The 20,161-nt window shown below is 39.1% G+C and carries 16 protein-coding genes and 1 pseudogene; 6 read left to right on the forward strand and 11 right to left on the reverse strand.

Annotated elements, in window-relative coordinates:
- Window positions 1-105 precede the first annotated feature (105 nt).
- On the forward strand, window positions 106-1,173 hold the full coding sequence (locus tag ABJH98_RS00120) for a PA0069 family radical SAM protein (protein WP_348305589.1): 1,068 nt from the start codon (window positions 106-108) through the stop codon (window positions 1,171-1,173).
- A gap of 71 nt (window positions 1,174-1,244) precedes the next feature.
- Window positions 1,245-2,003 (forward strand): MBL fold metallo-hydrolase, encoded by a 759-nt coding sequence (locus tag ABJH98_RS00125; protein ID WP_348305590.1) that lies wholly within the window; start codon window positions 1,245-1,247, stop codon window positions 2,001-2,003.
- Window position 2,004: 1 nt separating this feature from the next.
- Here the strand turns inward: ABJH98_RS00125 and ABJH98_RS00130 are convergent, their stop codons facing one another.
- The 3 genes from ABJH98_RS00130 to ABJH98_RS00140 form a co-directional block, all read right to left on the reverse strand.
- Complete coding sequence (locus tag ABJH98_RS00130; protein WP_348305591.1) at window positions 2,005-3,090, reverse strand: metallophosphoesterase; 1,086 nt, start codon at window positions 3,088-3,090, stop codon at window positions 2,005-2,007.
- Window positions 3,091-3,151: 61 nt separating this feature from the next.
- A complete protein-coding gene (locus tag ABJH98_RS00135) occupies window positions 3,152-5,755 on the reverse strand; it encodes an ABC transporter permease (RefSeq protein WP_348305592.1) in 2,604 nt (867 codons plus the stop codon).
- Window positions 5,755-6,087, reverse strand: coding sequence for a helix-turn-helix transcriptional regulator (locus tag ABJH98_RS00140; protein ID WP_348305593.1), 333 nt, complete (start codon window positions 6,085-6,087; stop codon window positions 5,755-5,757). Before ABJH98_RS00140 ends, ABJH98_RS00135 begins: the two co-directional genes overlap by 1 nt.
- 128 nt (window positions 6,088-6,215) lie before the next feature.
- Here ABJH98_RS00140 and ABJH98_RS00145 point away from each other — a divergent pair, with 128 nt between their 5' ends.
- Complete coding sequence (locus ABJH98_RS00145; RefSeq protein WP_348305594.1) at window positions 6,216-7,163, forward strand: c-type cytochrome; 948 nt, start codon at window positions 6,216-6,218, stop codon at window positions 7,161-7,163.
- Between the two features lie 725 nt (window positions 7,164-7,888).
- On the opposite strand, the pseudogene ABJH98_RS00150 reads toward ABJH98_RS00145, so the two are convergent.
- Both ABJH98_RS00150 and ABJH98_RS00155 read right to left on the reverse strand, forming a co-directional pair.
- Window positions 7,889-8,056: pseudogene (locus ABJH98_RS00150) on the reverse strand (DnaJ domain-containing protein); the annotation flags it as partial.
- A 24-nt stretch (window positions 8,057-8,080) separates the two neighbouring features.
- Complete coding sequence (locus ABJH98_RS00155; RefSeq protein WP_348305595.1) at window positions 8,081-8,800, reverse strand: hypothetical protein; 720 nt, start codon at window positions 8,798-8,800, stop codon at window positions 8,081-8,083.
- 250 nt (window positions 8,801-9,050) lie between these two features.
- Here ABJH98_RS00155 and ABJH98_RS00160 point away from each other — a divergent pair, with 250 nt between their 5' ends.
- Window positions 9,051-10,706 (forward strand): SUMF1/EgtB/PvdO family nonheme iron enzyme, encoded by a 1,656-nt coding sequence (locus tag ABJH98_RS00160; RefSeq protein WP_348305596.1) that lies wholly within the window; start codon window positions 9,051-9,053, stop codon window positions 10,704-10,706.
- A gap of 42 nt (window positions 10,707-10,748) precedes the next feature.
- Window positions 10,749-12,710: a T9SS type A sorting domain-containing protein gene (locus ABJH98_RS00165; RefSeq protein WP_348305597.1), complete on the forward strand. Its 1,962-nt coding sequence runs from the start codon at window positions 10,749-10,751 to the stop codon at window positions 12,708-12,710.
- A gap of 23 nt (window positions 12,711-12,733) precedes the next feature.
- On the opposite strand, the gene ABJH98_RS00170 is transcribed toward ABJH98_RS00165, so the two are convergent.
- The 6 genes from ABJH98_RS00170 to ABJH98_RS00195 all read right to left on the reverse strand — a co-directional run bounded on the left by ABJH98_RS00170 (window position 12,734) and on the right by ABJH98_RS00195 (window position 18,621).
- Window positions 12,734-15,427: an FtsX-like permease family protein gene (locus ABJH98_RS00170; protein ID WP_348305598.1), complete on the reverse strand. Its 2,694-nt coding sequence runs from the start codon at window positions 15,425-15,427 to the stop codon at window positions 12,734-12,736.
- The gene (locus tag ABJH98_RS00175; RefSeq protein ID WP_348305599.1) at window positions 15,427-15,762 is read right to left on the reverse strand and encodes a PadR family transcriptional regulator; all 336 of its coding nucleotides are present in this window, start codon (window positions 15,760-15,762) and stop codon (window positions 15,427-15,429) included. Before ABJH98_RS00175 ends, ABJH98_RS00170 begins: the two co-directional genes overlap by 1 nt.
- A gap of 143 nt (window positions 15,763-15,905) precedes the next feature.
- Entirely contained in the window at window positions 15,906-16,205 is a 300-nt protein-coding gene (gene raiA, locus ABJH98_RS00180) for a ribosome-associated translation inhibitor RaiA (RefSeq protein ID WP_348305600.1), read from the reverse strand.
- Window positions 16,206-16,234: 29 nt separating this feature from the next.
- Complete coding sequence (locus ABJH98_RS00185; RefSeq protein ID WP_348305601.1) at window positions 16,235-17,110, reverse strand: tyrosine-type recombinase/integrase; 876 nt, start codon at window positions 17,108-17,110, stop codon at window positions 16,235-16,237.
- Between the two features lie 63 nt (window positions 17,111-17,173).
- Window positions 17,174-17,368, reverse strand: coding sequence for a 30S ribosomal protein S21 (gene rpsU / locus ABJH98_RS00190; RefSeq protein ID WP_084373465.1), 195 nt, complete (start codon window positions 17,366-17,368; stop codon window positions 17,174-17,176).
- Between the two features lie 89 nt (window positions 17,369-17,457).
- Window positions 17,458-18,621, reverse strand: a complete 1,164-nt coding sequence (locus ABJH98_RS00195; RefSeq protein ID WP_348305602.1) for an acyl-CoA dehydrogenase — start codon at window positions 18,619-18,621, stop codon at window positions 17,458-17,460.
- A gap of 225 nt (window positions 18,622-18,846) precedes the next feature.
- On the opposite strand from ABJH98_RS00195, the gene ABJH98_RS00200 reads away from it, so the two are divergent.
- On the forward strand, window positions 18,847-20,160 hold the full coding sequence (locus ABJH98_RS00200; RefSeq protein ID WP_348305603.1) for a UDP-glucose/GDP-mannose dehydrogenase family protein: 1,314 nt from the start codon (window positions 18,847-18,849) through the stop codon (window positions 20,158-20,160).
- Window position 20,161: the final 1 nt, after the last annotated feature.

Consider the following 20,161-nt stretch of genomic DNA (forward strand, 5'->3'; position numbering starts at 1 on the left):
TTACCAAATAACTAGAAATGAAATAGCCACTTTTAGAATCGTTTTACTAATTATTTTAGTAATTTAGTAGTCCCATTTTCAGGTAAATATTCGGGTTAAGGATTTATGGAATATATCAAAGGCAGGGGTGCGCAAATCAACCCTGACAATCGTTTTTTGGAGCACGGCTACGAAAAGGATTTATCCTTTTTGCAGCACTTGCATCAGGCCGGAGAAAAAGAGCGAAAACCTAAAACTGAATACATCACCGTCCTCCCGAAAACCATCATCAACAAAGTAGACAGTCCTGACATTGGGTTTTCCTATTCACTAAATCCCTATCAGGGCTGTGAACATGGATGTATCTACTGCTACGCACGAAACAGCCATGAGTACTGGGGCTATAGTGCTGGTACCGACTTTGAAACCAAAATTCTGATAAAAGAGAATGCAGCTGCATTGCTCAAAGAGAAATTCAAATCCAAATCCTGGAAGCCCGTCCCAATTATGCTTTCGGGTAACACCGACTGCTATCAACCCATTGAGAGAAAGCTGAAAATCACCAGATCGATACTGGAGGTTTGTCTGAAATATCGACATCCAGTTGGCATCATCACCAAGAATGCCATGGTCACTAGAGACATTGACATTCTACGCGAATTGGCTAAAATGAAATTGGTGAAAGTAGTGATTTCCTTGACTTCCTTAAAAGACAAAACCAGAAGCTTGCTCGAACCCCGAACCAGTGCGGTGGGCGTCCGGCTCAACGCCATTCGGAGTTTGTCCGAAGCTGGCATTCCCACGATGGTCATGATGGCACCTATCATCCCATCCATCAATAGCATGGAAATCATGCAGTTGGCAGGGAAAGTAGCCGAAAATGGTGCCACTGACCTGGCCTACACCATCGTCCGACTCAATGGCATCATTCCAGAAATTTTTAGTGATTGGATAGAAAAGAATTTTCCAGACCGGGCGGAGAAAGTACTGAACCAAATCAAAGAATTGCATGGCGGTTCGCTCAGCGACAGTCGTTTCAAAACCAGAATGCGTGGCGAAGGCGAACTGTCTAATCAAATTCATCAAATGTTTGCACTAGCTAAGCGCAAGTACAAACTAGGCTTAGAAAAACACCCTTTTGATTTAACGCTATTCAGGAGAATCAAAGATGATAATCAGATGGAATTGTTTTAATGATTTCATCTTGGGCTTTTTCAAATTGATTGAAAAAGTTAAATTGTAGACGCACCCGTAAATCACAATTCATGAAGCATCTTATCTGCACTTTCATTCTATTTATTTTCATCCAACAAGCATTTGGTCAATCTGCAAAACCAGAAATCATTCCTGCAGCTGAAGGAGATATTAAAATTTATCCTGTGCTACATGCTACCCTAGCGATTCAATATCAAGAGGTAACGATCTATCTAGATCCCTATGGTGGAAAAAAAGCATTTGAAGGAGTGCCAGAAGCTAATCTTATTTTAGTCACAGATATTCATGGTGATCACATGAATTTGGAAACGCTCACTGAACTTGAAGCACAATCCACTCAAATCATTGCTCCACAAGCTGTGGTTGATCAGTTAACACCAAATTTTACAAACTTGACATCATTGGCCAATGGTGAAAACACAACCATCCAAAACATTACCATTGAAGCCGTGCCCATGTATAACTTACCAGAAGACTCAACCTCCAGACATCCAAAAGGCAGAGGCAATGGTTATGTATTAACGATGGGTGGAAAACGCATTTATATCTCTGGAGATACCGAAGACATTGCAGAAATGAGGGCTTTGAAAAACATAGATATCGCTTTCGTTTGCATGAATTTGCCTTATACCATGACTATCGATGCTGCAGCTGATGCTGTGTTAGAATTCACACCCAAAGTGGTCTACCCTTTTCATTATCGTGGGAAAGGTGGTTTTAGCGATGTGCATGCTTTTAGACGATTAATCAATGTGAGCTCCGATCAAATTGAGGTTAGATTGCTCAATTGGTATCCACCTAAAGACTAGTCTACTCTAGCGGACGACGGTCTCCATCTGCATTGCCAATAAAATACTCCCCGTTTTCTATAAGGAGAATCTCACCAGATTGTCCAACTTTTATACTCGAATCCACAAGGATAACTTTGCTGTTGAAATGAGACTCCACGCGATATTGTGAGGTGTGACCCACTACAATATGGTTTTTATCAAAATAACTGAGTATCGCATCTAACTGGGACTCTGTAAAAGTGGAATCTCTAAAATATCCCCTGTACCAAATAGGCCCCTGAGAACCATCAAGAAATTTGATTTTGGGATTATTATAAATGGAATCAGCAGGTACTGCATCTATAATTTGATCCTTAAAAATGCTATTAATCTCTGTGGCATCAATCTTACTAGCTGCAAGTGCCGGCGACAAACCACCATGCACAAATTGAATATCGTTGATGCTCATAGTGATTGGTTTGGTTCTGATCCAAGCCCCAAGCACAGACTCTGGTCCAAAAATTTGCCAATAAGGCATCTGAAAAAGCTGTTCGGTCGCACGGTATTTATCATGAATATAACGCAAATCGCCAGTGAGTACCATCACTTCGTGGTTGCCTAGTAGATAGTGCACTTTGCCTCCCGCAGCAGCTGCCTGCTGTTCTAGTTGATAAATGAACCAGAGGCATTCTTGCACCTTGTCACCTCGATCAAAAACATCTCCGACAATCACAAAATGTCCTTCTCCAAAAATCCATTGATTTTGATCATCAATGATACCATTGTTTCGAAGGATTTTTATAAAAAGACCATACTGCCCATGGATATCACTCAGTGCTGCAATTTTCTCAACGCCTTGAAAATCAAACGTCTTTAAATCCTCGTTTTTATAATCCGAAAAAAGATACTTTGGATTAAAATATGTCTCGTCCTTACTTTTGAACTTGGAGTAATTTTTTTGCGACAGTGATTTCTTTTTGGCTACACTATCTTCTACCCACCTTACAAGCAACTTCTTTCCCTGTTCAAAAACATAGGGTCCGTCATTCATAGGTTCTTCAGATACAAATGCGCCAAACATGATTAAAAAGCCGCCCATTAAGAGCAGGGAGAATATTTTTTTCATGAAATAAATATATTCATTCCTTTTTCAACGAAGGAAACAATACATCGTTTTCTCGACCTAATCACTCATACCTCAAACTCTCTGTGGGGTTGGCATTGGCGGAGCGCACTGAACGAATAAAAATAGTCACCAATGCTAAAAGTAAAGCTAACACAGCACCCAATAAGAATATTGACCAAGCGTCTATCAACTCGATTCGATAGGCAAAATTCTCCAGCCATAGCTGTATGGCGTACCATGCCAATGGAATTGAAATCAGGCTTGCCAAAACGATCATAAATACAAATTCTTTAGAGATAATCTGCAACAAAGAAACAACACTTGCTCCGAGTGCTTTCCGAATTCCGAATTCTTTCCTTCTGCGTTCTACTACAAAAGAGACCAATCCAAATATGCCCAAGCAGGCAAGAAAAATAGAAACTCCAGAAAACATCTGAAAGATTTGACTTTGCTGTTTCTCTTCCGCATATAGCTGTTCTAATGAGTCATCCATAAACTCATAGGTGATCGGATAATTCGGCGCTAGGTTGGCATAAATGCTTTCTATTTCCCTTAAGCCATCAAAAATGTGGTTGGGATCTAATTTAATACCCATTCTACGATGATAAAGACCTGGAACGATAATCAATGGTTCCATTTCATTCCGAAGGGAATTGAAATGGTAATCTTTGGTAACTCCCACAACTACATGCTCCAGCGTATCCCACATCGGTATTTTAAATTTGATACCCACGGCCTCCTCTAAAGAGAGTCCCAAATCCTGTACAGCTTTTTCGTTGATCATGGCAGCGTGGGCATCGTTGAGTCTGTATTCAGTTGAAAAATTTCGTCCAGCCGCTAATTCGATGTTGAATACATTCAAATAGTTTTCATCCACAAATGCCGTACGGGTTCTAATATCCTCCACATCACCTAAAAAATCTACTGTGGTGCCATCATGAAAACCTCCAGGTTCTCCCGACATTGAAGTTACTCTTACAATTTTTGAGCTTTGTTTGAGTCTTTCCTTAAAAGCATCACGATGCTCTCTGATCTCTTCATTGTCAAAATCAACCATGACAATGGCCTCTCTGTCAAAACCAAGACTTTTATTGTTCACATAGTCCAACTGCTCTTTGATTATTAATGTAGAAATAATCATAAATATGGATATAGAAAACTGGGCAACAACCAACCCTTTTCTCAACCACAAATTGTTTTTTCTGAGATGAGTCTGTCCTTTAAACACTTCCAAAGGCTTTAAATTGGATAGTAAAATGGCGGGATAGAGACCCGAAAGCAAAACGGTAACTATCATCAAAACAGCAAAGAACGATAAGACCAAAGGGTCAAGCCAAGAGGTAACTATCGACAAATCAAACATGCGATTGAAGGTAGGAAGTACCACCTCAGTCAGCCCAATAGCCAAACTGATTGCTACTAGACAAACCACAGTAGATTCCCCCAAAAATTGTAAGATGAGTCTCAGCTTATTTCCACCCAAAACTTTCCGCATACCGATCTCCTTGGCCCTCCTAAAAGACAATGCGATAGCCAAATTGAGATAGTTAAAACAAGCAATGAATAAAATGGCAATAGCCACTCCAGCTAACAAAATGACTGCGTCTTTGTTGCCATGCTCCGCCCAGTCATATCTTACCTTATCGAAGTAAATATCATTTAACCTCTCCAGTTCAATATCTATACGTTTACCAGACCTTTCGAAATCTTTACCAAAATACTTATCCATAAACTGGGGAAATTTTGCATTCATCCCTTCGGCTATCACGGGTGACTCAACCCGAACATAGGTAAACAGGCCATTATTCCACCAGCCTTTCATAAAACTGAAGTCCTCTATGTATTTCATAGAAGCCATAAAGTCAAAGTCTAAATGAGAATCAGCAGGCCATTTATCCATGATCCCACTGACTACAAAAGGCTCTTCTTTGTCCAAGATCAAGGTCTTACCCAGTGGGTTTTCGTTTCCGAAATATTTCTTAGCAGCTTCTTGAGTTAGTACAATGGCATTGGTTTGATTAAGTACAGTAGCAGGATCGCCTACGGCTAAAGGGAAGGAGAAAAATTCGAAAAAATTCGGATCCGCAAAGAAGAGTTTATCTTCCTTAAAAGTTTTATCTCCATACTCAAACAAGGCTTCTGTGGAATAAATTCTCAATGTACTTTGAATATCAGCAGGAAAATCCAGTGCTAAATGTGATGCATATGGCCCAGACGTTACGCCAATTTTATATGGCTCTCCATTCATTTCGCTCAGACGAATCACCCGATAGATCTCATCTTTGTTTTCATGAAATTTGTCATAAGCTAATTCACCTTTGATATAGAAAAACAAAACAGATACACACAACATACCTAGTGCATACCCGCTAATATTTAAAATCGTAGTGGAACGGTGCATCCATAGTCCCCTGATGGTTTGGGTAATATTGAAATTGAACATAATATAAAATTTTGAGTTTTGACTTATTGATTTCATGGTAGATGGCCGGAGGTAGGTCAGCACCTGATAGAAAAACTGCCACTTTGCTAGTCGAGAATTGGGATTGAGTCTTTCCTTGTACTCTATCAAATTGCCTTCGATCTCCTCATGCAAATCTTCTCTACAGCATCTATGAATTAGATGTTGAGCCCATTTCGGAATATCGTGGTGACCGCCCGACATCAACCAAATTTCAGGGCGAATTGAGGCACTTGATCCCAAAGGGATTTACGCATTTCTTTGATGGTATTAAGTTCCGTTTTTCCTGCAGCCGATACCTGATAGATGCGTTTTCTTCTGCCACCTCTTTCTTTGGTTGGTTCTCCCATTTCTGACGTCAGAAAACCCTTCTTTTCTAATCTGGAAAGTGTGGTATGTAGAGCGCCCATTGTAATGGTACGATTCGCTTTTTCAAGTAACTCATTTTGCAAACTGATCATATAGGCTTCGTCCTGTAGGATCAAAACCATTAATAAGACCATTTCTTCAAATTCGCCTATTGTACTTCTTTTCATTGCATATTATTTTACTTTGCAGAGGTAATATACGCACAAGAACATTATTAGTTCTGCAAAATGAAAGGAAATAAAATAAAGTTGATTTTTTATTAAATTTCTTCAACTCATTCAAACCTATAGCTCTCATGAAAAAAATTCTAAAAATCGTCGCCTTAGCAATTTTCAGCATTGTCATTATTTTCATCCTAAAAGTAGCTGTGCTTGGTATTCCTTCTTATGACCCTCCTCAACTGCAATTCGAAGTGCAATTGGATTCAACTAAAATTGAAAGAGGTAAAAAATTGACACTTATGCTTTGCGCAAATTGTCATATAGACCCCAAAACCGAGAAACTGACTGGAACTCTGATGCTCGATGCTCCACCTGAATTTGGCAAAGTGTATTCACAAAATATCACCCAAGACAAACAATATGGAATCGGCAATTGGACGGACGGCGAATTGATTTATCTATTACGTACGGGTATCAAAAAAGATGGGAGTTATGCGCCGCCGTACATGGCCAAACTACCCAAAATGGCCGACGAAGATATTGAATCGATTGTGGCTTACCTAAGGTCAGATGATCAAATGATAGCAGCAGACGCAACACCAGATCATCCAGTAGAGCCTTCTTTCCTCACCAAGCTATTATGCAATATTGCCTGGAAACCCCTCCCAATGCCAACGCAAGAAATACCCCTTCCAGATAGTTCGGATCAGATTGCTGTAGGTAGGTATTATGCGCAAAACCTGGACTGTTTCTCCTGTCACTCAGCAGACTTCAAAACCAATAATTTTCTTGAACCGGAGCTCAGTGAAGGCTATTTCGGTGGCGGCAATCAACCACTCAATAGAAAGGGGCAAGTGATCCTTACGGCAAATCTCACACCGCACGAAACAGGCATTACTAATTATAGTGAAGCAGAGTTTGTGCGCATGCTAAGATTTGGCTTGAAGTCCAATGAAGCGCCACTCAGATATCCTATGCTCCCCTATACGCATCTCACCAATGATGAAGCAAGCGCCATATATAAGTATCTTCAAACTCTAACTCCTATTGACAATAAGGTAGAAAGACAATTTTATGAATAACGGCAAAAAGTTCAGAGAATACCGTATACTGGTCACGAAATCCGTGGCCAGTTTTTTTACTGTTTTTTGATTCTTGTGATACGGAAAAGAATTTATCAAAAACTCAAAAAAACAAGCACTTGAAAAGAAGAAAGAAATAAAAGGAAAATTGCCAATCCTAGTTGAGTATCTAATGATCTGACAGCCACTTTATATATCAACGCAATCAACAAAATAACCTTAATTAAGAATGAAAAAAATCCATATATGCCTGCATATTGCTCGAACCGATATTGAACTCCATGAATGTTCAAATCAAGAAACAAAGGTCTATTGAGCCACTGAGTAGCAAAAACCACGGCACTGCGGTATTCTGCACTTTTAATATCATCCATGGCTCCTCTTTTCAATTGGATTGTGTACCCGTTCACTTCTACGATGTCATAATACGAAGAAGATGACTTAAAAATAGTCTGTCCTAGATTATCATCATCATTGACGGCTACAAGAGGTAGGTGGCTATCAATGATCAAGAAAATATTGAAAACCACCATTAATAATAGAACTATTTCAAAGCCACTCAATAATGATTTAATCAATACTTGCTGACGCCGTAGGGCGTCCTTAGCTCGTCTCTTTGCAAATTGCTTAGCCCTTCTTCTCCACTCATCATAGTGATGATCTTGAGCATTATAATCATAAGCTGGAGCATTAGACTCAATGGTAGCTGGCCTTGGACCCACAGCTGTTAGAAATTTGTAGGCCTCGTTGATTTCGATGAATTTTTCTCTGGCGTTGTCATCCTTACTAACATCTGGATGATAAACCTTTGAAAGTTGTCGATATGCTGTTTTTATTTCGCTTTTAGATGCGCCTGGCATCAAGCCTAGCACTCCAAGGTACTGGTTATTCATTAACCCAAATGTAAAACAGATGCATTAAAGATTAGCCATAAAATCTAAGACGACTTTCCATGTTTCGTCTGTTGACCCTTCAACTCTTTCTGAGTTTAACATGGAAGCTCCGTGAATTCCATTATTAGATATATACGTAGATAATCCAGCAGCATTGGCTAGCTCCATTTGAAATTTTACAGACGGAACTTCCATTTCCCTTTTTGGTCGAAGTACCAGCGCCTTGCCTCCCAACTCTTGAAACTTGTCGTTTGGACTACATGGTTTCATAGGCCCTCCTGAAGCTGGAGAAAAGGCCAAAACTCCTGCCAATTCATCCATATGACCTGCCATCAGGTGAATAACCATAGCGGCACTATAACTACTTCCCCAGGCTATAACCTTTCCAGTAAAATTCAAATCGTTTTTCACATAATACAATGCTGCCTCAAAATCAGGATAAGTTTCGCAATACTCATAAGTTTTGCCTTCCAACTTTTCTATGGTACGATTTACTCCTCCTAGCTTATTGCCCCCACTTCGTTGATCTATGGCTAATACATTATAGCCATTTTTAAGCAATACTGGAATGATGTTTTCATACTCCCCTTGCGCACATGAACTGGCCTGATGAAAAAGCATAACTATTGGCTTATCGTCATTTTCATAGTAGAGATCCCCAAAGATTGTAATATCATCTTCGGTTTGGAATTGAATTTCACTTAATGGTTGAGCCAAAGCTTCAAATAAAGTGAATAGTAACATTATACTAGAACATATTTTCATATTGCATATTACCCTTTTCTGCTTATATGAGCCAAATACTAAAAATAAACAGCCACTTGCTACCGATAGAAAACTCTTTGATGTTATCAAATTGCGCTGTAAACAAGACAAATCCTTATTTGAATAGAATTTCGATATCATCTTATCCTTCTTATACATGAATTCATCGAACTATTTCGGATTTTAATGCCTGACAGCACTATTTTTACTAAGCAGCAATAATGTAATTATGAAAAATCTAATTATAGTTTTAGCCCTTGTAGCCCCATTTAAACTTATAAGCAATAACATAGATGTATCTGCTGTTTCTACGCAAGGCATTGATGCTTCTGCTGGGACAGATAACCCTGCAAATTTTACGCATGTAGAATTTGATATTAATTGGGATAACTCTTGGAGGTCATCCACTGGGTCAAGCAATTGGGATGCAGCATGGGTATTTGTCAAATACAAAATTGAAGGAGGTACAGGCTGTACAGCCGGAGATTGGCAACATGCTACTTTGAGCGCTACAGATGCACATCACAGTGTACAAACAGACAACGGAGTTGTTCCCGATTTTGCAGCTGCAGCTGACGGAACAGGTGTTTTTATTTATAGAAATGCAGATGGAAATGGTTCAATAGATTGGGATCAAATCAGGCTAAGATGGAATTATGGAGCTGATGGTCTTTTAGATGCTTGTGAAGTAACCATCAAGGTTTTTGCTATTGAAATGGTCTACGTACCACAGTCTGACTTCTTCTTAGGCGCTGGTGGCACTGAACCCGGGGAGTTTGAAGATGCGACTTCTGGAAGTCCGATTTTGATCTCCAGCGATGGTTCACTTACCCTAGGTGGAGGTGGTGCTGGGTCTTTAGGAAATAACAATGCTACTGGCCAGTCTGGTGGAGCTGATGATTTTAATGATGCGAGTAGCCAAACACTTCCTGCAGCGTACCCATTAGGATGGGATGCTTTTTATTGTATGAAATATGAAATCACAAACGAGCAATATGCTGAATTTCTTAATACACTAACTGCGGCACAACAAGCTGTGAGAGCAAGTACTACTACTGCTGGAAATTATCATGGAAATTCAGCCACACCAGTCGCAAGAGCTGGACTCAAGTGCCAAATAGCTCCAAGTGGATCTGTCGCTGGTGTATATGGTTGTGACTTAGATGAAGATGATACTTACAATGAAGTTGGAAGTGATGGTTTGGGCATTGCGCTATGTGCTATTAGTTGGCCTGATCTCACTGGATATTTAGATTGGGCGGGCTTGAGGCCCTTTTCTGAAACAGAATTCGAAAAGGCATGCCGAGGTAACCAGTTGCCAGTCGTAAATGAATATGCATGGGGAACATCTTCTGTACACGCTACTACTTACACTGCACTTACAAATAGTGGCGGTGAAAGTGAATTACCCAACTCACCTAGCGCGAGTGCATCAGCCGGAAACGCAGTATACGGTACAACGCATTCTTCAGGGCCATTACGTGTAGGGATTTTTGCCACTGCTTCGTCCACAAGAGTAATTGCAGGAGCTAGTTATTATGGAATTATGGAGTTAACAGGAAATGTCTGGGAAGATGCAGTAGGTCTTGGTACGGTTGCTGGACGTTCTTATACAGGAATACATGGAGATGGCTCTCTAAATTCATTAGGGCATGCGGATGAAGATTATTGGCCAGGCATCAATGGAAATAATAACGCCAGTACTGCCAATCTAGTTTACGGAGGCACAACTGGTGTAACAGGAAGAGCTGGTGCTGGGTTTACAGGAGGGACATATAATAGTACGGCTTGGTTGAGAGTAGCCAACAGGCAATACTCTGTTTGGACAGGACTCACAAATAGAGATGTGCGAAACGGAGGAAGAGGGGTTCGTACAGCTCCATAAATTCAACTACCATTGAAAATCCTTTACTACATAGCATTAAGCATGTTTATACTTTCCAGTATGAATTCCATTGGCTTTGCACAATATGCTGGAGGAACGGGTGATGGATTTAATGTAGATGCAGCCTGCACCACAGATCTTAATGGCACATCGACTAGTCTTACTATTGGCAGTATAAGTGGTTCAACTCAGTTTTGTGACAATGGTTCTGAAACTTATAGCGTTTCCGTCAGCTCTGGCACAGCAGACAGTTATCACTGGACGGGGCCTTCTGGATCGATTATTAGCGCTCAACAAATTGAAGGCTACGCTAGTATACTTTTTGGAAACACTTCAGGCAATATAACAGTAGAAGTGAGTAATGCTTGTGCCACTACATCTACTAACTTGGCCGTCTCAAACAGTGCTTGTCAGCAATTTTTTGGTGGAAACAATGATGGACATGATCACGATGCTTCTTGCAGCACTACTTTAGATGGTGTGGGGACAGGACTAACGATTGGATCTATTTCAGGATCTTCTACTTTTTGTGACAATAGTAGCGAGACATATTCCATCAACATTACGGCTGGCAGCGCCGACAATTTTTTATGGACTGGCCCCACAGGAACAACTATTGCTTCTCAACAAATTGATGGATACGCCAATCTACTTTTTGGAAATACTTCAGGCAATGTAACAGTAGAAGTGAGCAATGCTTGTGCCACTACATCTACTAACTTGGCCGTCTCAAACAGTGCTTGTCAGCAATTTTTTGGCGGAAACAATGATGGACATGATCACGATGCTTCTTGCAGCACTACTTTAGATGGTGTGGGGACTGGACTCACGATCGGATCTATTTCAGGGCCTTCTACTTTTTGTGACAATAGTAGCGAGACATATTCTATCAACATTACGGCAGGAAGTGCAGACAATTTTTTATGGACTGGCCCCACAGGAACAACTATTGCTTCTCAACAAATTGATGGATACGCCAATCTACTTTTTGGAAATACTTCAGGCAATGTAACAGTAGAGGTGAGTAATGCTTGTGCCACTACATCTACTAACTTGCCTGTCTCAAACAGTACCTGTCAGCAATTTTTTGGTGGAAACAATGATGGGCATGATCATGACGCTTCTTGCAGTACCACTTTAGATGGTGTGGGGACTGGACTCACGATCGGATCTATTTCAGGGCCTTCTACTTTTTGTGTCAATAGTAGCGAGACATATTCTATCAACATTACGGCAGGAAGTGCTGACAATTTCTTGTGGACTGGACCCACAGGAACTACTATTGCTTCGCAACAGATCGACGGATACGCCAATCTTTTTTTTGGTAATACCCCAGGCAACGTGACCGTTGAAGTGAGCAATGCTTGCGCCACCGCTTCAGCCAATTTAGTCGTTTCTAATAGCACATGTCAGGAATATTTTGGAGGCATTGGAGATGGGTTTGTTTTAGGTACATCAGCGATGTCTATCCCTCTTCCTGTGGAGTTAATTTATTTTCAAGCATCGTTGGATAATAGATTTGTCAAATTGAATTGGGCTACTGCGAGTGAGATAAATAATGATTATTACGAAGTCCAACGATCTAAAGATCTTAGTATATGGGAAAGTATAAGTAGAATTCAGGGAGCAGGTAATAGTAGAAATTATTTAGAATATGAGACACATGACAAATCTCCCTATTTAGGTTTTTCTTATTACCGCCTCAAACAAATCGATTTTGACGGAAGTGACACTTATTCGGATAGGATTTCAATAAATAGATATGGTCAAAGCTTAAATGTATATCCAAACCCGGCACAAAACGAGATCTTTATACATCTTAAAACTAGCCAACCCACCGTGTTTTCTTTGACCAGTTTGTCTGGCACAGTTGTATTACAAACCGAGGAAACAACGGCACAATATATAACCATAGATGTGTCAAAATTGAATTCAGGCATCTACTTTTTGCATATTCAAAATCCGAGTAATTCAGAAATCAGGAAAGTAGAAATAATTCAATAGGTCCAATTTTCGTTACATAGCTATCATTCATCCTTCAGACTATCGACTGGATTCGACATGGCGGCTTTCATGGTTTGCATACCCAATGTGATCATGGTAAACAAGCACGTCAGGAACAATGGCATCAAAATCAGTACAATTGAAATTGTCATTCGATATTCAAAACCCAAGAGCCAATCATTCATTAGCCAATATGATACTGGGAGTGCTAACAAAAATGCCAGCCCAATAAGGATGAAAAATTGATTGCTGATGATGTATAAAATATTAGTTATTGATGCCCCTAATGCTTTTCTGATTCCAATTTCTTTCGTTTTTGTTTCGATAATAAAACCGACCATTCCGATGAGCCCAAGACAACCTATAAAAATGGCAATCACAGCAAATACTTTGATCATAGTTGCCAACCTTTCCTCTTGTTGATACTGCTGATCAAACAACTCATCTACAAATTGATATCGAGCTGGGTTTTCAGCATCATGCTGGGTCCATACACCTTCAATAAACTCCAAGGTAGTTTGTATGTCTTCTGCTTTAATCTTCAAAGACAACTCTCTAAGATTATCGTTGGTTTTGAGCATAACCATCGGCACAATTTCGCTATGCAACGATTCAAAATGAAAGTCTTCCACCACTCCAAGAATTCTTCCCATGCCCAAATTTTTACCATTATATGGGCCATATGCCAGCTTTTCTCCTATAATTTCAACGGGATCAGGATAACCCATAGCTGCAGCTGCGCTTCGATTGATAATGTAGTAGCCTGTTGAATCTTTTTGCATGTCCATTCCTTCTTCGAAATTTTTTCCAGCTATTAGAGTGATGTCATAGGTAGGGATAAAATCTTCATCAACCATAATACAGGGCATTCTAAAATCGGTTGGCACCAAAGAATCTGCTTTATAAAATTGAGAGCCCCAATTGTCCGCTAATCGTCCTGTTGGTATCCTCGAAGAATATGAGCCTCTCTCAATGTTAGGATGTTCAAGCAGTTCTCTTTTTAATCTATCAAGATTACTCACCTTTCTTGATAGACCCAGATCCAACACTTGGCTACGGGTATATCCAGGGTCAGATGATTGAATAAATTTCATTTGACCATCAATGACAAGTAGTGCAAAAATCAACGAAATGGTTACGACATATTGGAAAGTAACTAGCCAATTTCTGAAATTCCAACGGGATGATTTGATAGTAGATTCACCCTTTAGCGCTTTTAACAACTTTACTCGTGAGAGAAATAGAGCGGGATACAATCCAGAAATCAAACCTACTCCTATGGCCAGTCCGCAAACTGATAGAATCAACTCAAAATTACTCGTGAGAGAAAAAATCAGTTCTTTGTTCATAAAGGAGTTGATATATGGAAGTCCCATATATACACAACCAATTGCCAGAGGAATTGATAAAACTGTAATCAAAGTAGATTCAGTAAGGAATTGTGCCAATAAAGAAGACTGCCCAGCACCGATCACTTTGCGTACCCCAACTTCTTTCATTCTTCTTGAGAAATGTGAAGTAGCTAAATTCATATAGTTCACACACGCAACCAATAGCAGCAGCAGTCCTACAATGCTAAAAATGTAGACTTGCTGTAAACTTCCGTTTGGTTGTATTTCTCCCTCTAGGTTAGAATTTAGATGAATGCTCAATAGCGGTTGAAATTTGAATCCATAAAATTCACTGGCATCTCGACCTCTTATTTCTCCCATATACTTATTGAAAAACTCTTTTGATTGAAACTCAAGGGCTTGAACATCTGTCCCAGGTTCTAATCGCACGTAAGTGAGCCAGTTATAATTTCCCCCTACATTATTCATCGCATCTTCATCGAAAAAACCTTCCAAAAAACGCATTGGAGCCAGGTATTCAAATTGGAAATGTTGCTGCTGTGGCATATCTTCAATCACTCCACTCACTTTAAATGGTGCTTCATTTCCTTCCGCTGTAAGTTTTACAGTCTCTCCGATGATATTTTGTTTTTCCCAGTCCTCACCAAAAATTCTTACGGCCGTAGATTCTGTCAATACCAGCGAAAATACTTCTCGAAATGCCTCTTCTTTGTTTCCTTGGATAAAAGGAAAGCTAAATACATCGAATACGTCGTCATCCGCAAAAACTACTTGCTGGCTAGGTAGTTTCTTTTCTTGATAATCTATATCCGGAAAAGCCCAGAGAAAGAACCTTACCGCATGAGAAATGGCTGAATAATCCTCTTTCAGGCGCTCAGCATGACCAGCAGAAGCAAATGCCCAATGCCTACTGAGTTCACCATCCATGCTAAAGTTTTCTACGGTTACTCGATGGATCTGATTAGCAAATTCATGGTGTTTATCATAACTCAACTCATCTTTCACAAATAACGCTATGAGAAAAAATGCGGCTAGGCCAAGCGCCAATCCGAGTGTGTTGATGATGGTGCCAGATTTGTATTTCCACAAATTTCTAACCCCAATTTTTAGATGATTTTTAAACATAGTATTTTGAGTTTCTAATTCTTGTTGACCTTTTACTTTTTTCATCATCGATGGTTTGAATAATTTTATTATCTGCCATCGATACCACTTTTTGGCTCTTGCAATCGTCGAGTCCGCTGCCAAATAATGAAATTCTTCTTCCAAGTCACCTTGAATGTCTTCGTAATATTCATGTTTACAAAACCATCTTAAGAATTTCGTCGCACGAATTGGGGGAGTGTCATTGCGTGCTCCAGCCATTATTTACCAAAGTCAAATGCAATAGAAGGAATTGACTCCCAAAGTTTTATTCTAGTATCTTTTGCATGCTCCAAAGCTTCCTTGCCAAAAGGTGTCACCAAGAATAGCCGCTTTCTTTTTCCTCCTCGTACAGCTGTGGCCTCACCAAATCTTGAATTTAAAAATCCTTTTGATTCCATGCGTCTTAAGGCAGTTTGCAATGCACTCACACTCACTTTTCTATTCATTTTTTGTTCTATTTCTTTCCGAATAGACACACCATAAGCGTCATCAAACAAAACCGCTACTGTCAACAAAACGATTTCTTCAAACTCTCCCAGTTGATACTTTTTCATTTTTTGAATATAATTTGTATTTAATTACTAAATGTAAATTAAATAATAAAATTCCTAAACGTAAACAATATAAAAGGGTTTTATTTTGGGCATAAAAAAACCCGATTCGATGAATCGGGTTTTAATGAATTTAATGAGCTCCACTAATGAGCCATCAATTTTTCTTTTCTCTTTTTGAGTTGTCTTCTGAGGGACTCTACTGCCTCATCAGTTCCAGCTTCAAATGACTTTGCCTGCTCCTTAGAAAACACCTGACCACCAGGTATATTCAATTTAATCTCTACGATCTTATTATCTCTTGAATCGTCCTTTTCAACTTTCAAGATTACCTCTCCGTCAATGATCCTATCATAAAACGTCTCTAATTTGTCAACTTTCTTCTGAATGAAATCAACTAATTTTTGATCTACGTCAAAATGAAGGGAATGAAACTGTAACTTCATAAGATTAATATTTAATGTTAAAAAATAATTTAAGCCTTTGGGTGCGCCTGATCAAAAACTGACTTCAGCTTATCCAAAGAATTGTGCGTATAAACCTGAGTGGCAGCCAAACTGGAATGACCCAGTAAATCTTTAACCGCATTGAGATCTGCACCATTGTTCAATAAATGTGTGGCATAGGTATGCCTAAGCACATGAGGACTCTTCTTATACACTTTAGAAATGTATCCCAAATATTTCTGTACGATTCTATACACCATCATTGGGTAGCACTTTTTTCCTTTGTCAGTAGTGAGCAACCAGTCCTCGCTTGATCCCACCTGATCCTTTATTTTTCCATACGCTTCAATGAGCTGTATGTTGTCTAAAGTCAAAGGAATAATTCTTTCTTTATTTCTTTTACCTAATACTTTAATGCTTTGATTAAAATGATCGACGTCTTGGTCTTTAAGATGGATCAATTCTGACAACCGAATGCCTGTGCCATAGAGTAATTCTATGATCAATTTATCTCGTGTACCTTCAAAATCGTTTGTGAATTCCACTCGATCTAATAGGTTGTCCATTTCGTCTTTGAGCACAAACTCTGGCAAGGCCTTAGCTGTTTTCAATGGACGAAGTTTGGTTGCTGGATTTTCAGCTATTACTTCTCGCTTGAGTAGAAATTTGAAATAAGATCGAAGGGACGCAATCTTTCTATTGACAGATCGGGGGTTAACGTCTGCCTCAATTAATGAAACTACCCAAGCACGGAGCATTTTGTGATTTGCTTCTTGAGGAGTAAGTTCTAAATCAATACATTCCAAGTAATCTTGAAACTGAAGAAGATCAGTTTCATAGGCCTTTACAGTGTGAGAACTGTATCTTTTTTCTTGCAGGAGGTATTTTAGAAATGGTTTTATCATTAGTATAACCTTGGTATAAGGCTATACTAACTTATAAAAAACCAAGCACAAAAACTACTGATATTAGTAGTTTTCTTTAGCGTACATTTTTTGCTTGTAAGCCGCTTTGATCAACTCTTCTCTTCTGGCTACAGAAGGTTTTTTGAAGGCTGTTCTTGATCTCAATTGCTTCAAAACACCAGTTTTTTCAAACTTCTTTTTGAACCTTTTAAGTGCTCTATCAACCGACTCGTTTTCCTTTACGTTAATAATTAACATTATCTTCTATTTTTTTAAACGGGCTGCAAATTTATGACACTTGTCTTTAATTCACAACCCCATTCTATAATTATCTTAAATTATTTATTCTACTTATCAAACAAGGTTCTTGCGATCACCAGTTTTTGTATTTCAGAAGTACCTTCTCCAATCGTGCAAAGCTTAGAATCCCGATAAAATTTCTCTACTGGAAAGTCTTTTACATACCCATATCCACCGAATACTTGAACTGCGTCGTTAGACACACTGACAGCCGTTTCTGACGAATGCAACTTAGCCATAGCAGATTCTCTATTCACACTTTTACCTTGATTTTTCAATTCGGCAGCTTCTTTAATTAATAACCTAGAGGCCATTACTTGAGTGGCCATGTCAGCTATCTTAAATGAGATGCCTTGAAATTTCGATATTGATTGATTGAATTGCTGTCTTTCTTGCGAATAAGCCACTGCAGCATCTAAAGCTCCTTGAGCAATTCCTAATCCAAGAGCTGCGATTGAAATTCTTCCACCATCCAATATTTTCAATGCCTGAACAAACCCTTCTCCCACTTTACCCAACAAATTTTCCGCTGGCACTCTACAATCATCAAATATCATTTCAGCAGTTTCAGATGCACGCATCCCTAATTTATCTTCTTTCTTGCCGCCAGTAAATCCAGGGGTTCCTCTTTCTACTACAAAAGCTGTCATGCCGTGAGAATCGCCTGGCTCTCCAGTTCTAGTCATTACCACAGCTACATCTCCTGAGATTCCATGAGTTATGAAATTCTTCGTTCCATTAATCACCCAATGATCTCCATCTTTTATTGCTGTAGTTTTCATGTTGCCTGCATCAGATCCTGTATTTGGTTCGGTCAATCCCCAAGCCCCAATCCATTCACCAGTAGCCAATTTTGGTAACCATCTTTGTTTTTGCTCTTCATTTCCGAATTGCATAATATGACCGGTACATAATGAATTGTGTGCAGCTACTGACAATCCAATTGACCCACATACTTTGGCTATCTCAGAAACAACCGTAACGTATTCATGATAACCAAACCCTGATCCACCGTACTCTTGAGGGACTAGCACTCCCATCAATCCAAGTTCACCTAGTTTCTTGAAAAGAGGAACTGGAAACTCCTGACTTTCATCCCACTTCATAATATTTGGCTTAATTTCCTTTTCACAGAAATCATTTACCATATCCTTGATCATTTGGCAGTTTTCAGCTACTAGTTCTGGCGTATTTTCGCTAATATTTTTCATCTTATCTCGTTGGTTATCAATAATTAAAGGCAATATTAAAATATTTTTTCGCTATTTATACTTCCAGGAAGGAATAAAGTTGTGCGAAATTTTATTTTCATCTCTAAGATTATATATCTAGGTGAAAGAATAATTAGCTTTTCTTTTACATATAATTATCAAAATGGCTCTGGATTTTAATCTCATTCACTTTAGATTTGCGCCTTTAAAAAAATTACTTAGAATATGAAGATTGCTGTAGTTGGAACTGGTTATGTTGGTTTGGTAACAGGAACATGTTTCGCAGAAACAGGAAATCATGTCACTTGTATAGATATTGATGAGAAAAAAGTTGAAAAACTTAAGAATAAAATCATGCCTATTTATGAACCAGGTCTTGATTTACTTTTCGAAAGAAATATCAAACAAGGAAGACTAGAATTTACTACAAACCTAGCCGAAGGAATTGAAGGAGCTAAGATCATTTTCTTAGCACTTCCAACACCTCCTGGTGAAGATGGATCAGCAGATTTAAAATACATTTTAGGTGTTGCTAAAGATCTTGGGCCTTTACTAAAGGATTATGCAGTAATCGTCGATAAAAGTACTGTACCTGTAGGTACTGCTGAAAAAGTAGCCGCCAACATCCAAAAAGGCGCCAAAGTGGATTTCGATGTAGTATCTAACCCAGAATTTTTAAGGGAAGGTGTTGCATTGGATGATTTCATGAAGCCCGACCGAGTGGTCATAGGTACCTCTTCTGATAGAGCCAAAAAAATCATGGATGATTTGTACGCTCCATTAGTAAGACAAGGAAATCCAATCATTGTTATGGATGAGAAGTCAGCTGAATTAACCAAATACGCTGCAAATTCATTTCTAGCCACCAAAATTACATTCATGAATGAAATCGCCAACATGTGCGAATTAGTTGGCGCGGATGTAGATGCAGTGAGAAAAGGAGTAGGAACTGATTCTCGAATTGGCAAGCGATTCTTGTTTGCTGGAATCGGTTATGGTGGAAGTTGCTTCCCTAAAGATGTACAAGCTCTTGCTAAATCTGCCAAAGAAGTGAATTATGACTTCGAAATTCTTACAGCAGTCATGAATAAAAATGAATCTCAGAAAATGAAATTGATCGAAAGGATCAAAACTCATTACAATGGAGATTTATCTGGAAAAACTTTTGCTGTTTGGGGATTAGCATTCAAACCATATACGGATGACATAAGAGAGGCTCCTTCTTTGTTGAACATCAAAGAATTGTTAGCTGCTGGAGCTAAGATTAAAACTTATGACCCAGAAGCTATGGAAAATGTAAAAGAGGTCTTCGGGGATCAAATTGAGTTTTGTGACGACGAATACGACGCAGCCAATGGTGCCGATGCATTACTTATTATGACAGAGTGGCCAGTATTTCGAACGCCTGACTTTAGCAAATTGGACAATACGCTTAAGAGTAAACTTATTTTTGATGGTAGAAATCTATACAACACAGAAACCATGAAAGAATTAGGTTACACCTATCACAGCATAGGACGAGCTACAATCAAAAGTTAAT

It is taken from the genome of Reichenbachiella sp. (assembly GCF_039969095.1).
Taxonomy (GTDB): Bacteria; Bacteroidota; Bacteroidia; order Cytophagales; family Cyclobacteriaceae; genus Reichenbachiella.

Excerpts from the sequence above, each read along its gene's own strand:
- ABJH98_RS00120 (WP_348305589.1), top strand. The coding sequence starts at position 106 with ATGGAATATATCAAAGGCAGGGGTGCGCAAATCAACCCTGACAATCGT.
- ABJH98_RS00125 (WP_348305590.1), top strand. The coding sequence starts at position 1,245 with ATGAAGCATCTTATCTGCACTTTCATTCTATTTATTTTCATCCAACAA.
- ABJH98_RS00130 (WP_348305591.1), bottom strand. The coding sequence starts at position 3,090 with ATGAAAAAAATATTCTCCCTGCTCTTAATGGGCGGCTTTTTAATCATG.
- ABJH98_RS00135 (WP_348305592.1), bottom strand. The coding sequence starts at position 5,755 with ATGTCGGGCGGTCACCACGATATTCCGAAATGGGCTCAACATCTAATT.
- ABJH98_RS00140 (WP_348305593.1), bottom strand. The coding sequence starts at position 6,087 with ATGAAAAGAAGTACAATAGGCGAATTTGAAGAAATGGTCTTATTAATG.
- ABJH98_RS00145 (WP_348305594.1), top strand. The coding sequence starts at position 6,216 with ATGAAAAAAATTCTAAAAATCGTCGCCTTAGCAATTTTCAGCATTGTC.
- ABJH98_RS00155 (WP_348305595.1), bottom strand. The coding sequence starts at position 8,800 with ATGTTACTATTCACTTTATTTGAAGCTTTGGCTCAACCATTAAGTGAA.
- ABJH98_RS00160 (WP_348305596.1), top strand. The coding sequence starts at position 9,051 with ATGAAAAATCTAATTATAGTTTTAGCCCTTGTAGCCCCATTTAAACTT.
- ABJH98_RS00165 (WP_348305597.1), top strand. The coding sequence starts at position 10,749 with ATGTTTATACTTTCCAGTATGAATTCCATTGGCTTTGCACAATATGCT.
- ABJH98_RS00170 (WP_348305598.1), bottom strand. The coding sequence starts at position 15,427 with ATGGCTGGAGCACGCAATGACACTCCCCCAATTCGTGCGACGAAATTC.
- ABJH98_RS00175 (WP_348305599.1), bottom strand. The coding sequence starts at position 15,762 with ATGAAAAAGTATCAACTGGGAGAGTTTGAAGAAATCGTTTTGTTGACA.
- raiA (WP_348305600.1), bottom strand. The coding sequence starts at position 16,205 with ATGAAGTTACAGTTTCATTCCCTTCATTTTGACGTAGATCAAAAATTA.
- ABJH98_RS00185 (WP_348305601.1), bottom strand. The coding sequence starts at position 17,110 with ATGATAAAACCATTTCTAAAATACCTCCTGCAAGAAAAAAGATACAGT.
- rpsU (WP_084373465.1), bottom strand. The coding sequence starts at position 17,368 with ATGTTAATTATTAACGTAAAGGAAAACGAGTCGGTTGATAGAGCACTT.
- ABJH98_RS00195 (WP_348305602.1), bottom strand. The coding sequence starts at position 18,621 with ATGAAAAATATTAGCGAAAATACGCCAGAACTAGTAGCTGAAAACTGC.
- ABJH98_RS00200 (WP_348305603.1), top strand. The coding sequence starts at position 18,847 with ATGAAGATTGCTGTAGTTGGAACTGGTTATGTTGGTTTGGTAACAGGA.